Origin of the sequence: Niabella pedocola, assembly GCF_021044425.1 — a bacterium.
GTDB lineage: Bacteria > Bacteroidota > Bacteroidia > Chitinophagales > Chitinophagaceae > Niabella > Niabella pedocola.
The window spans coordinates 2435529-2450174 of sequence record NZ_JAJNEC010000005.1; the positions used below are offsets into that span (position 1 = coordinate 2435529).

General features: G+C 47.5%; 9 protein-coding genes. 7 read left to right on the forward strand and 2 right to left on the reverse strand.

The features are described from left to right. The first annotated feature begins 124 nt into the window (after positions 1-124). A complete protein-coding gene (gene obgE / locus LQ567_RS17630) occupies positions 125-1135 on the forward strand; it encodes a GTPase ObgE (RefSeq protein WP_231006730.1) in 1011 nt (336 codons plus the stop codon). Positions 1136-1229: 94 nt separating this feature from the next. Continuing rightward, positions 1230-3941: an alpha-L-rhamnosidase gene (locus LQ567_RS17635; RefSeq protein WP_231006737.1), complete on the forward strand. Its 2712-nt coding sequence runs from the start codon at positions 1230-1232 to the stop codon at positions 3939-3941. A 62-nt stretch (positions 3942-4003) separates the two neighbouring features. On the opposite strand, the gene LQ567_RS17640 is transcribed toward LQ567_RS17635, so the two are convergent. Continuing rightward, positions 4004-5008 (reverse strand): SRPBCC family protein, encoded by a 1005-nt coding sequence (locus LQ567_RS17640; RefSeq protein ID WP_231006739.1) that lies wholly within the window; start codon positions 5006-5008, stop codon positions 4004-4006. Between the two features lie 91 nt (positions 5009-5099). Further along, positions 5100-5660 (reverse strand): peptide-methionine (R)-S-oxide reductase MsrB, encoded by a 561-nt coding sequence (gene msrB, locus LQ567_RS17645; protein ID WP_231006747.1) that lies wholly within the window; start codon positions 5658-5660, stop codon positions 5100-5102. Positions 5661-5985: 325 nt separating this feature from the next. On the opposite strand from msrB, the gene LQ567_RS17650 reads away from it, so the two are divergent. The 5 genes from LQ567_RS17650 to LQ567_RS17670 all read left to right on the forward strand — a co-directional run bounded on the left by LQ567_RS17650 (position 5986) and on the right by LQ567_RS17670 (position 14607). Then, positions 5986-6543: an RNA polymerase sigma-70 factor gene (locus LQ567_RS17650; RefSeq protein WP_231006755.1), complete on the forward strand. Its 558-nt coding sequence runs from the start codon at positions 5986-5988 to the stop codon at positions 6541-6543. A gap of 69 nt (positions 6544-6612) precedes the next feature. Next, positions 6613-7785: a FecR family protein gene (locus LQ567_RS17655; RefSeq protein ID WP_231006756.1), complete on the forward strand. Its 1173-nt coding sequence runs from the start codon at positions 6613-6615 to the stop codon at positions 7783-7785. A gap of 223 nt (positions 7786-8008) precedes the next feature. Then, a complete protein-coding gene (locus LQ567_RS17660; RefSeq protein ID WP_231006765.1) occupies positions 8009-11677 on the forward strand; it encodes a SusC/RagA family TonB-linked outer membrane protein in 3669 nt (1222 codons plus the stop codon). A gap of 32 nt (positions 11678-11709) precedes the next feature. Further along, complete coding sequence (locus LQ567_RS17665; RefSeq protein WP_231006767.1) at positions 11710-13194, forward strand: RagB/SusD family nutrient uptake outer membrane protein; 1485 nt, start codon at positions 11710-11712, stop codon at positions 13192-13194. A gap of 12 nt (positions 13195-13206) precedes the next feature. Next, complete coding sequence (locus LQ567_RS17670) at positions 13207-14607, forward strand: substrate import-associated zinc metallohydrolase lipoprotein (RefSeq protein ID WP_231006770.1); 1401 nt, start codon at positions 13207-13209, stop codon at positions 14605-14607. Positions 14608-14646: the final 39 nt, after the last annotated feature.

Here is a 14646-nt window from a genome sequence, read left to right on the forward strand (position 1 = left end):
AAGAGACAGGTTGAAACGGCTATCCGCAGGTGATTACAACGCACCATCCGGCCGTTTTTGATTTCCGGTATCTATTTTGATTCCCGACTTCTAAGGGAATGCAGTTATCTTTGTTTACAGAATAATGGAAAAGAGCAATTTTGTAGACCAGATACGGATATTTTGCCGCAGCGGACATGGCGGTGCGGGCATCAAGCATTTTTTGCGGGATAAATTTACTTCCAAAGGCGGCCCGGACGGGGGCGACGGTGGAAGAGGTGCCCATATTATTTTAAAGGGAAACCGCAACCTGTGGACCCTTTTGCATTTGCGCTATTATAAAAATATACTGGCAGAGAATGGCGAAAACGGCGGGCATAATAATTGCACCGGCCGCAGCGGAAAAGATGTAATCATCGAAGTGCCGCTGGGTACCATCGCCATGGATGAGGAAACCGGCGAAAAAGAAGTGGAGATCCTGGAAGATGGCCAGGAGATCATCTGGATGCCTGGTGGTAAAGGCGGGCTGGGAAATGCCAATTTTGCCACACCTACAAACCAGGCACCGGATTATGCGCAGCCCGGGTTACCCGGACTTGAAGGCTGGAAAGTACTGGAGCTGAAAGTACTGGCGGATGTAGGTTTGGTGGGCTTTCCCAATGCCGGGAAGTCGACCCTGCTTTCGGTGATCACCGCGGCAAAACCCAAGATCGGCAACTATGCCTTTACAACCATTACCCCCAACCTGGGTATTGTGGAATACCGCGACGGCCGTAGCTTTTGCATGGCCGATATGCCCGGAATCATTGAAGGGGCTGCGGAAGGCCGTGGACTGGGACATCGCTTCCTGCGGCATATTGAGCGTAACCCCGTGTTGCTGTTTTTAATTCCAGCCGACAGTGCCGATCACCGCAAGGAGTTCGATATATTGATGAATGAGCTGGAGCAATACAATCCAGAACTTTTACATAAACAATTCTTAATCGCTATTTCAAAAAGCGATATGCTGGATGATGAGCTCAAAGCGGCCATCAGTGCCGAAATGCCGGATCATATTCCCCACCTGTTTATCTCTTCCGTAGCGCAACAGGGCCTCACGGAATTAAAGGATAAGCTCTGGGAAATATTAAATACTTCCCCGGCACCTGAACAATAAGCCCGGTTTCAGGACTGTGCAGGACAGTTCACCAGTCATTTCATTGTATTTTCGGAGCAACGATGTTATTGATAAACAATTACAAAGCTTGCTCATGAATAAAAAATTGCTGGTGCTTGCCGTTAGTGCCTGTGCCTGTGCCTGTGCGCTTACTGCAACGGCGCAGTCTGAAGTAAAGAACTTACGTACAGAAAACAGGATCGACCCCCTTGGACTGGATGTATTACAGCCCCGCTTTAGCTGGCAGCTGGAAAGTGGCAAACGGAATGTGGTGCAAACTGCCTACGAGATCCGGGTAGTACATCATAAAAACAATGTATGGAGCAGCGGGAAAGTATTCTCCGACTCTTCCGTGCACGTTGCATATAAAGGTGCGGCATTACAAAGTGGTGAAAAATATCAATGGCAGGTAAGGGCTTGGGACAATAGTGGAAAACCCTCTGCGTGGAGCCATCCCGCCGGCTTTCAAATGGCGCTTTTGCAGCCATCCGACTGGCAGGCGAGCTGGATCACCCCGGGTTATGAGGAAGACGCCACCATGCGGCCCAGCCCGATGATGCGCCGGGAATTCAGCATTGCAAAAAAAATTGCCCGGGCCACGGCGTATATTACCGCACACGGGATGTATGAAGCAGCGTTTAATGGAAACCGCGTAGGCGATGCTCATTTTACGCCGGGCTGGACCTCCTACAAAAAAAGACTGCAATACCAGACCTATGATGTTACGAGCCTGCTACAGCAAGGCCGCAATGCATTGGCTGTTACCCTGGGCAGTGGCTGGTATCGCGGTACCATCGGCTATACAAACCATAACAACTTTTATGGAAAGGACATTGCATTATTGCTGCAGCTTCAAATCGATTATACGGATGGCACAAAAGAAGTAATAGTTTCCGACGGCTCCTGGAAATCCTCAACCGGCGCCATTACCTATTCGGAAATCTATAACGGGGAAACCATTGATGCTCGTAAAGACAAAACCGGGTGGACGCAGGCAGGGTACAACGATGCCGGCTGGAGTGCTGTAAAAACGGCTTCCTTCGACAATGCAAATCTGCTGGCTACTTATAATGAAACGATTACTGCGCACGAAGTATTCAAACCCGTAAAGATCCTGAAAACGCCTGCCGGTGAAACCGTGCTGGATTTTGGGCAAAACCTGGTTGGCTGGGTACGTGTAAAGGCAAAGGGAAATGCCGGGGATTCTATAAAACTGCTGCATGCAGAGGTATTAACCAAGGCCGGCAATTTTTATACAGAAAACCTGAGAGCCGCAAAGGCTCAGAATATTTATGTGCTGAAAGGCGGAGCAACGGAAACCTTTCATCCGCATTTTACCTGGCAGGGATTCCGGTATGTAAAAGTAGAAGGCTACCCGGGTACAGTGACGCCCGAAAATTTTGAGGCCGTTGCATTTTACTCCGATATGGAGCCAACCGGAACCTTTACCACCTCCAATCAGCTGATCAACCAGCTGCAGCACAATATCCAATGGGGGCAGAAAGGAAACTTTTTAGATGTGCCTACGGACTGTCCGCAACGCGACGAGCGGTTGGGCTGGACGGGCGATGCGCAGGCCTTCTTCCGTACGGCTTCCTTTAATATGGGGGTAAATAATTTTTTTACAAAATGGCTGAAAGATCTCGAAGCCGACCAGATCGATGGCCGGGTGCCGCATGTGATCCCCAATGTACTGGGCAATAATGCCAACAGTGCCGGCTGGGCCGATGTGGCTACCATTGTTCCCTGGCAGCTATACCTGGCTTATGGTGATAAACGCACGCTGGCGGCGCAGTACAGCAGTATGAAGCATTATGTGGAAAGCATTCGTAAAACCAGCAGGAACGATCTTTGGAACACGGGTTTCCACTTTGGAGACTGGTTGTTTTATCGTCCCGGTGATGATAACGATGGCCGGTCTGCAGTAACCGATAAGTACCTGATCGCACAGTGTTTTTATGCGCATTCCGTGCAGCTGCTGGCCAATGCAGCCACGGTGTTAGGCAATACTGCCGATGCCGCTGTTTATACGCAATTATTACAGAACATAAAAGCCGCCTTTGTAAAGGAATACCTGACACCTTCCGGCAGGTTGGTATCCAGTACGCAAACCGCGTATGTGCTGGCGCTTCATTTTGATATGCTGCCCGAGGCACTGAGGAAACAGGCGGCAGAACGGTTGGTGGAAAATATCAAAAGTTATAACAACCACCTCACGACCGGATTTTTGGGAACGCCCTACCTCTGTCATGTACTCACCCGCTTTGGTTATACGGATATGGCGTATAACCTGCTGTTGCAGGAAACCTATCCTTCCTGGTTATACCCGGTAAAGATGGGCGCCACTACCATCTGGGAGCGCTGGGATGGCATCAAGCCGGATGGCAGTTTTCAAACCCCCTCTATGAACTCCTATAATCATTATGCATACGGGGCTATTGGCGACTGGATGTACCGGAAAATGGTGGGATTGGATACCGAAGAGGACGGTGTTGGCTATAAACATATAAAAGTGAAACCCTATATCGGAGGACATTTCACGCATGCAGCAGCTTCTTTAAAAACCTATTATGGTCTTACAAAGGCCGGCTGGGCAATAGCCGATGGTAAAATTACAATGGATATAGAGGTGCCCGCCAATACCAGGGCAACGGTCTATCTTCCGGTTAAAGATGCTGCGGGTGTTACAGAATCCGGTAAACCGCTGTCTTCAATAAAGGAGATCAAAACACTTGGATCCGAGGACGGATATCTGAAAATCGAAACCGGATCGGGTAAGTACCGGTTTGGCTTTCCGGAGAAATAATATGCTTATTGATCAATTCGATAATGTAAAATGCTCATTAATGGCTCCAGAATGGAGCCCCTTCAATCTACCAGGTAAATGATCCGCGTGGTTGAGTCCTTACTGTTATACTGCTCTATAACCGGCGTTTTTACTTTGAGCTGTTTGGTCGCTACATAATTGTCGAGGGCTTTATAGGCCAGGTCTTTTATGGCCTGGTCGCCTTTAAAAGGCGCTTCAACGGTTTTGGATGCGGGCAGGCTGATCCGTTCTTCGGGTGTTTGCAGCTGGGGATGAAAACCGGCAGGGATTTCAACTGCGGCTGCTACATCGCTCTGCAATTCTTTTTGATCCGTTTTATAGAAAAGACCCACGCGCAGCGGCGAGGTGACGCTGTCTTTCAGCGTATAATGTTCCAGGTGGTGAAAATGCGTGGTAAAAAAACTGGGAAGGTCTGCCCAAAGCACCCGTTGTTTAATGGCCACATAATTGGTAAGCTGAAAATAACCCGTGGTAACCTGGGGGGCATTCCGGTCCCTGATCGGCGATTTTTCAATGATCAGCTTCAGGGCCTGCAGTCCTCTTTCAAACTCAGCACCTTTTTCTTTTTCCAAACTGTAAAATATATTGAACACATTCCACGGCTTTTTTGAAGGAAGGGTAAAGGTCCAGGTAACCACCGTCGTATGAGCATCCTGCTGTTTTAGATCGAACCGGGAATCGGCCTCAAATTTCTGTGGCTCCAGCAGGCTGATGTGGTGGGTGATCTGTTTTTCGGGGAGGAGGCCGGTTAACGCAATTTTCCCTTTCCCGGACAGCAGTGCATTTCCTTCCCACATAACCGTAGTGCCCACCTGGCCGTCCGGCAGTTGATTCGTGGTATAACGGATGGTGGAATCGGATTGGCCCCAAACGGACCAGTTATTGAAATTTTGCAGCAGCACCATCTGGTCATACACTTTTTTTACCGGTGCCTGGATCACAACCGATTTTACCACCTCCTGTTTATCCGGTGCAAAAAAAGAAAGGGCAAATAATGAGATCACCACAAAAACCAGGAACAGGAGGATGCCTCTGATAAACTTCATGTGTATGCGTTTTGCATACAAAAATAGTTACTAACCTGTTGTGGTTGATCGTTTGTATAAAGTAAACTTTGTGCGGAACTGCATAGGCGTATTATTGCTTTTTATACTCCGCCGCCGCTTTTTGGGCTTTTTCAAAATCCAGGATCACCCCGTTAATGCAATAACGCAGGCCTGTAGGAGGAGGGCCGTCTTCAAAAACATGTCCCAGGTGCGCTTTGCAGCGTCCGCATTCTACCTCGGTTCGAACCATACCATGAGAGCGGTCTTCCAGGTAAATCACACTGGTTTTGCTGATGGGTTCATAAAAGCTGGGCCAGCCGCATCCGCTTTCAAACTTGGTATCGCTTTTAAATAACGGGTTGCCGCAGGCCGCACAATAGTAGGTGCCAATTTCTTTGGACGTTTCATATTTGCTGGTCCAGGGACGCTCGGTTCCTTTTTGCCGGGCGATATAATATACTTCTGCCGGCAGTATTTTTTTCCATTCGTCTTCGGTCAGGTTGATCTTCGAGCTATCGGAACGGGAGTATACGGGGTTGTTATCTTTTTTCATATTTATTGAATCCGGTTTGGAGCCGGGTTTGGATTGGGAATAGCCGCAATGCTGAAATAACAGGCTGATGGTAATCAATAATACCGGTACATATTTCATGGCGACGTTTATTATTGAAACAAAGATACAACGCAAAATGTTTCGGGCACCGGGTTCACGGGCAGTGTCCCTGTCTGCCGTGCCGGCTGACCAGTTACAGAAAAAGCCGCTGCAGCTTCTGTAGCCGGCCTGCCGGAAAACCGATACCCAGCAATAAAAGAGGGCCGGTTTTTATAAAAAAAAGCTATCTTAACTTTTTAAAAAGATAACAAAAAACCGGTCGGTATTTTTTTACATGGGTATACCCTTTGCAGATCGTGTTTAAAATAATGATAACCAAAGTATCATGCTTTAGTTGTAAATGTTGGACGTGAATACGGTGCATATGCAGGAATGGCTTGAGTTGATTGCAGAAGGCAATGAAAATGCTTTCCGGCAGCTATTTGATGCATACAGGCCCCGGATTTATACCTTCCTGCTCCGGGTTACCGGCTCGGCAGATGTTGCCGAGGATGCCGTTCAGGATATCTTTTTAAAGCTATGGAAAGACCGCACAAAGCTTGTTCAGATCGAAAATTTTAATGCCTATCTCCACCGGATGGCCCAGAATCATGCCTACAGCCGCTTTCGCAGCCTGGCAAAAGAAGCGCTGATCCTTGCAGAACTAAAGGATAATACGTTCAGCCCCCAGCATCCCGAGCATGCGCTGGTATTTAAAGAAGTGCGGGAGCAGATCCTCGACCTGGTAAACCAGTTAAGCCCCCAGCAACGTTCCGTTTTTCTACTCAGCCGGGAGGCAGGGCTCAGGCATGAAGAAATTGCCCGGAAAATGGGGATCACCGTACTTACGGTTAAGAAACATATGTCTGTGGCACTGCGTACGTTACGTAAAGAAATTGCAAACCGTTACAGCCTCCTGATCCTGCTATTATTAAAATATTAAAAAAAGTTAAGAAACCACTACTCCCTCCCCTCCGTTCCCGCGTCATAGTATAGATCAACCAATTAAAAAATGACATCTGCAGCGGGAAGATTGACCGAGCTATTTCACAAACAGCTTGAAGGAACCTTAACGGAAGCCGAACGGCAGGAACTTTTTTCGTATGCTATGCGGGAGGAGCTGCAACCGGTTTTGCGTAAACTGGTGCATGCCGCCTGGCACAAAACGGGCGATGCTGCAGACCTTCCGCCGGAAAAAGCGGCAAAGATGCTGGAGCAGATCCTGGCTGGTTCCGGAAAGCCGGCTCTTGCACGCCGCGGCAGAACGGTTTGGATGAAATGGACAGCGGTTGCCGCCGCTTTTATACTCGTTATTTTCAGTGCCATTTTTTGGTATAGCCGCAACCAGAAAGCCGTGGATTCCGCCGCAAGCCCGGTGGCGCTCCAGGATGTAAAGCCCGGGACCAACGGCGCAATGCTCACTTTATCGGACGGTCGCCAGGTGGCTTTGGACAGCCTGGGAAGCCATGTGATTGAAGACGGAAGTGGTGCCGAAGCCGTATTGAAGAATGGCCGGTTGCAATATGAGGGCCAAGCGGCCGGCGCGCCGGTTCGGCATACGGTATCCACACCCCGCGGAAAGCAATTCGAACTGGTATTACCCGATGGATCAAAAGCATGGTTAAACAGTGCCTCGTCTATTTCCTACCCCACTGCTTTTACCGGCCCGTTGCGGGAAGTAAGCATCAGCGGAGAAGTTTATTTTGAGGTAACCAAACAATCATCGGGCACTCCATTCATTGTTTCCTGTAATCATCAGAAGGTAACGGTGCTGGGTACCCATTTTAATGTGAACAGCTACCCGGATAATGCGGAAGTAAAAACCACCCTGCTGGAAGGAAAGGTACGGGTACAATCGGATCAGCATCCGTCTGAAAAAATACTAAACCCCGGCCAGCAGTCGATCGTTGCCGCCAACGCTCCCATACAGGTTCAGGATGCCGATATAGACCAGGTAATGGCCTGGAAAATGGGCTATTTTAATTTCTCCAACACACCGTTTCCCGAAATCATGCAACAGCTGTCGCGCTGGTATGATATCGATGTAAAATATGAAGGAAAAGTACCCCGGGTAGAGTTTGAAGGAAAGCTGAACCGCGCGGTGAATTTATCCCGTGTGCTGGAATTTTTTAAAGACTCCGGGATCCGTTTCCGGATGGAAAATAAAACGCTTGTTATCTATTAATCTAAATATAAAAAAACCATGACATAAGAATTGCCCCGTACAAGAGCTATAAAATAAAATGCTGTCCCCGCACCACCAGGGACAGCCAGCAATGATTACCAACAGAACAGATAGGCGTATCATGTTTCTTATTGTATAACCATAACGATACAAATGTATGAGTTTTAATTTTTCTCCACGGAGTCGCATCCGGCGACCCCTTATTTTCAAAACGATTCTTATAATGAAATTGACGGTCTTTCTTCTTTTTATCGCCTGTTTGGAAGTAGGAGCCAGCGGGTATTCCCAAACCGTTACGTTCAATGGGCAGCGGCAAACATTGCGTAAGCTGTTTATCACTATTGAGAAGCAAACGGGCTATTCCGTTCTTTATAAAAAGGAAGTGATAGACCGGGCGGTTCCTGTTTCCATAAACGCCCGGGACATGCCGCTTGCAGAGCTGCTGAACCGTGTGTTCCATGATCAGCCGTTAAAGTACTCCATCGAAAACCGGACCATCTTTATTACGGCGAAGCCCGAAAATGAAACCACGGAAATTACACGCCGTACGGCTCCCGTTGTAGCGGAGACGCCGGTCATTGTTAGTAATGTAGACGTACGGGGTACGGTGAAAAGTACGGATGGTACTCCCATCACAGGCGCCAGTGTTGTCATACGCGGCACCAGCAGGGGAACCACTACCAATGAAGAGGGCGCTTTTTCTTTAAGTAACGTGGCCATTGGCGCTGTTTTGGAAATATCGGCAACCGGGTTTAAAACAACGGATCATAAAGTTACCGCGGCCGGTTTTGTAACCGTAACCCTCGAAAAGCAGGTAAAAGACATGGACGAGGTAAAGATTGTAACCACGGGATATCAAAACCTGGACCGTAAACTGTTTACAGGCTCCAGCAGTAAATTACTGGCAAAAGACGCCGAACGCAGCGGTGTTCCCGATATTACGCGTATGCTGGAAGGACAGGTGGCAGGTGTGTCTGTTCAAAACGTATCCGGTACATTTGGTGCAGCGCCAAAACTCCGTATCCGGGGTGCTACTTCATTATCCGGCGATAACAAACCCCTGTGGGTGGTGGATGGGATCATCCTCGAAGATGTGGTAAACATCTCCAATGAAGCATTATCTACCGGCGATGCCAATACATTGATCGGTTCTTCCGTAGCAGGATTAAACCCGGATGATATTGAATCATTCACCATATTAAAAGATGCGGCCGCCACGGCGCTCTATGGTGCAAGGGCGATGAATGGGGTGATCGTCGTAACCACAAAAAAAGGTAAGAATACCGAGGGCAAGGCCAATATTAACTATTCCTCCACGTTCACCACGTATATAAAGCCAAACTACAGCCAGTTTGATATTATGAATTCGGCGGAACAGATGTCGGTACTGCTGGAAATGGAGAACAAAGGCTTTTTCAACCACAGCCAGGTATCACGCAGTAAGGACGGGGGCATTTTTTATAAAATGTATAACCAGATGTATGATTATGATGAAAACTCCGGCACATTTGCGCTCAAAAATACCCTGGACGACCGGCTGAACTTTTTGCAGCGGTATGCCCGCGCAAATACGGACTGGTTTGACGTGTTGTTTAAAAATTCTCTTTTACAGGAACATTCATTGAGTGTTACTTCCGGATCGGCACGTTCGCAAAACTACTTTTCCACCAGTTTTATGAATGATAATGGTCAAACCATTGCCGACCGTGTAAAACGCTATACGGCAAATTTCCGGAACAACTTCCGGGTGAATAATAAGCTAAGTTTTGAATTTATTGCGAATGCTTCTATCCGTGACCAGCGGGCACCCGGCACCCTTACCCGTCAATCGGACCCGGTAAATGGTAAATATTCAAGAGATTTTGATATTAACCCTTATTCCTATGCGCTGAATACAAGCCGGCTGATCACGCCCTATGATGCGAATGGCGATCTCGAATATTTTGTACTGAATTATGCGCCGTTCAATATCATCAATGAAATGAGTAAGAATTACCTGGAACTGACCATGCTGGATCTGAAAGTGCAGGGAGGTATCCGGTATAAGATCATTCCCCAGTTAACCTATTCGCTGGATGCATCCTACCGCTATGCTACCACCAGCAGGAAGCACTACATTAGGGAGGGATCAAATATGGCAGAATCGTTCCGGGCTAATGGAGACGCATCCGTTGCGGATAATAATAATCAGCTGTATAAAGATCCGGATAATCCGAATGCATTGCCTGTAGTGGTTTTGCCGGAAGGTGGTTTCTATAATCTTACGGAAAACGGCATCAAGAATTATTATTTGAGGAATAACCTGGAGTACAATGCTACTTTTAATACCATTCATAAGTTAAACCTGTTCGGTTCTATGGAGATCCGTTACACCGACCGGCAGAACAGCAATTTTATGGGGGTAGCGTATCAATATGAGAACGGCGGCCTGGTAAATCCCAACTATCGCTTCTTTAAAAAGATGATCGAAGGTGGTGATGCTTACTTTGGCATGGATTATAAATATGACCGTTTTGTGGCCGGTATGTTCCGGGGGGCCTACTCCCTCAAGGACCGGTACAGTATCAACGCTACAGCGCGTTACGACGGTTCTAATTTAATGGGGCGTAGTACGGTGGCCCGCTGGCTGCCTACATGGAACGTTTCCGGTGCCTGGGATATTGACCAGGAGGATTTTTTCAATCAGGGCAATCCGATCCTGTCGGCCGCCCGTTTGAGGGCTACTTACGGCCTGGTGGCCAGCATGGGAAATGCGTCGAACTCTTCGGCCGTTTACTACAACCGAATCACGTATCGTCCGTATGAAACAGAAAAAGAAGCGGCGATCTATATCAACAGTTTGGAAAATTCGCAGCTTACCTGGGAGAAACTGTATGAGCTGAACGTAGGAACCGATCTCTCCTTTTTCAAAAACCGGATCGACCTGACGTTAGATGTATACAAGCGCCATATTTTTGATCTGATCGGCACGATCCGTACGTCCGGCATCGGCGGACAGTTTACAAAGTCGGCAAATTATGGAAAAATGGAGGCGCATGGCGTGGAACTTACGCTGGGCGGATACCCTGTAAGTATAACGGATGGCTTTAAATGGCGCACGCAGTTCAACTTTGGTATAAACAAAAATAAGATCACCAAGCTTGAGGTGAACCCGAATATCTGGACGATGGTACGTGCAGAAGGAGGTACAAAAGAAGGCTATGCACAGCGGGGATTGTACTCGATACAGTTTGACGGGCTGGATCATCAATACGGATACCCGACTTTCATAGGAACCGATGGGAAAAAGGATACCTACATTTACCTGCAAAGCACCGATGTGGATTACCTGAAGTATCACGGCCCGGTAGATCCGGTTTTTACGGGAGGCTTCTTTAACCAGTTCTCGTATAAGGGAATCACGTTGTCGGCATTGTTCACGTTTGCCACAGGAAACTATATCCGTTTACAGCCGGCTTATTCCATAACATATGATGATATGTCCTCTATGTCGAAAGACGTGGTAAACCGGTGGATTATGCCCGGGGATGAGATAAAGACCAGTATCCCGGCATTGCTGGATCGCTTTACGATGGATAACCGGATCTTAAAGGCTGATGGCAGTACGGTAGATGCGATATATCCATACAATGCCTATAACTATTCTACAGAACGTGTGGCAAAAGGCGATTTTATAAGGGTTAAGAATGTTTCCCTGGCGTATATGCTGCCACAAACACTGGTAAAGCGCTGGGGCTTTAACACCCTGCAACTGGCCCTGGTAGGAAATAATATCGCCCTTTTATATTCCGATAAAAAATTGAATGGAGCCGACCCTGAGTTCTTTAACAATGGTGGGGTGGCCATGCCGATTCCGAAACAATATACCCTCTCTTTTAAGGTGGGCTTCTAAACGTATTATTGTAGCAATATAAAAAGAAATAAATGAAAAGAATCCTATATACATTAGTGCTTATATTGATGATTGCGCTGGTGTCCTGTAAAAAATTCTTAGATAAGGATCCCGACCTGCGCACGCAGATCAATACCCTTGATAAGGTGGCGCAGTTGCTGGTTACGGCCTATCCTGAGCGGCATTACCTGGCTTTTGCCGAAACCGCATCCGATAACGCGGAAGATAAATCTGCGGCACTGGCGGCTTATAATAATGAACCCTTTCCCAGTTTATATAACTGGAACGAAATGACCGATGATATCAACGGATCGCCTACCAAGTACTGGAATGCGGCTTACGCGGCCATCGCCAGTGCCAACCAGGCCCTGGCTGCCATTGAGGAAAACCAATTTGGAACGGCGGCCAACCAGTATAAAGGTGAGGCCCTGGTTGCAAGAGCGTATGCCCATTTTATGCTGGTTACCTTTTTTGCAAAAGCCTATGTTCCGGGAGGTACCAATAATACGCCGGGCATTCCTTATGTAAAGGAACCCGAAACGGTAGCAGTTAAATTATACGAGCGCGGTACGGTGGCATCAGTATACGAAGATCTGGAAAAAGATCTTACCGAAGGTCTTCCCTTGCTGAGTGGCGGTCAGTGGCAGGTTCCCAAATACCATTTCAACCCGCAGGCGGCAAATGCTTTTGCTGCCCGGTTTTATTTGTTCAAGGGCGATTGGGATAAGGTGATCCAGCATGTATCGGCTATTTTACCGGAAAATAATTTTAAAGAAAATATCCGGCAGTACAACGGATCCCTGTATAATCTTACGTATACGGAGCATCGCATCGAATATACGAAGGCGGATAAATCCTGGAACCTGCTGCTGGCCAATACCTACTCTAATTTCCAGAGAGGCTCGTCTTCCATTGAAGCGGCGGGTGGCGCACGTTACAGTTTTGGAGAAACAAAGAAGAACCTGTACAATAAGGTTACGGTATTTGGAGCGCCTTTCAGAAACCGGTATGGCGTTTATACGGCGCCCAACTATACTACCAACAAGTATAACGAGTATTTCTATTATACAAACGTGGCTGCGGGCATCGGGTATCCCTATATCATGATGCCGTTGTTAACCATGGATGAGGCCCTGCTGAACAGAGCGGAGGCGTATATCCAAAAAGGGCAGTTTGCCCAGGGAATTGCCGATTTGAGCACGTTTGCCAGTACCCGCATTGTTAATTATAACAGCACAACACATGCGCTTACGGTGGAAAAAGCAAAAGCCTTCTTTAATACAGCGGATGATAAAGAGGCCCTGATTAAGGCATTACTGGAAACCAAGCAGATCGCATTTATGCAGGAAGGCATCCGGTGGATGGATATCCTGCGGCACCGGCTTACGGTATCGCACAATTTTATTGCATCGGATGGCACGGAAACCTTCAAAACGCTGGGGCCGGACGATAACCGGAGAATGTTTCAAATACCTCCGGACGCTAAATTATCAGGTGTAGCAGCCAATCCCCGATAAAAACTGAAAACAATGAAAAAATTATATTATCTGTTTCTTTTAAGTCTGCTTTTTTCGGCCTGCCGCAAGAGCGATGAAAACCTGGATATTGATCTTACCAAATACAACGCCGATACCTATGTAGGAGATCCGGTGATTGACAAATGGCTGATGGATAGCCTTACCAACCCGTATAATATTCAGACGGTGTACCGGTTTGAGCGCAATCTTACCGATTACAGTCTGGACATTGCACCCATCGACCTGGGAAAAGTATTGCCTACAATGCAGGCCGTAAGACGTATCTTTTTGACACCCTACGGAAAAGTCGCCGGGGAAACGTTCATCAAAAAAATGACACCCAAACAATTTGTATTGTATGGCTCTCCCTCTTACAACAGTAACGGAAGCATTACACTGGGAACGGCAGATGGCGGCCGGCGCGTGGTGCTGTATGAATTGAATAACATCAACTTCTCCAACGGGGAGCAGGTACGCAGGAAGATACGCACCATTCACCACGAATTCACGCATATCCTGAACCAGAATATATTGATACCGCCGGATTTTGAACAGGTAACCAAGGCCGACTATGATGCCGACTGGACCAATAGTGCCAATACCGACTCCGTTGCCAAATCCCTGGGCTTTGTGTCCCGCTACTCCCGGAGCGATTATAAAGAAGATTTTGCTGAAATGGTAGCGCACTTACTGGTGGAAGGCCAGGTGTGGTTTAATAACTATGTAAACACCGCTTCCCTGGAGGCAAAAACAAAACTGCAAAACAAGGAACGGTTGGTGAAGAATTATTTAAAAACCTATTTCAATATCGATTTTAACGAATTGCAGGCCGAAGTGCAAAAAGCGTTGAAGGAAACCTATAATGTTAAGGATCCGGAAGACCTTACCCAAACATTGCCCATCTGGCTGTCGGATAATAAGGTAAGCAGTATCACGTATGATCCTGCGGCAAGCCACTATACAACGTATGGTAGTTCCGCCGCATTTACAACGGTGTATAATAATTATAAAAACACCTTGTTCTCCCTGGGTAGCCGGACCTTGAAAAGTATCCAGTTCGTGTTTGTGGATGCGTCCAATATGATCTTCCGGGCCAATTACACCAACAGTGCGGGTACGGCTTTTTCTGCAGACTATAATTTCAAGATGACAATAAAACCGCTTACCGGGGAAGTGATATTTACGAAAGCGATACCCGAGGGTACAACCGGCTCGCATGGTAACGGTCAAAACTCGCAGGTATTGCCCGCGTTTGAGCAATACATATTGCCGTACCTCACCAACCGCACGTTTGTTGCAGCCTGGCTGCCAACAACCCTCCCATCATCCAGCCCGTTATACCGGACCTTTGGTGGATTTTATGTAAGCGGAGCGGCGTCGAATTATATATACGGACCAATTGTTTTAAAATAAATCTTTATGGCGGGTTTGCCCGGGCAGGCCCGCCGGTAA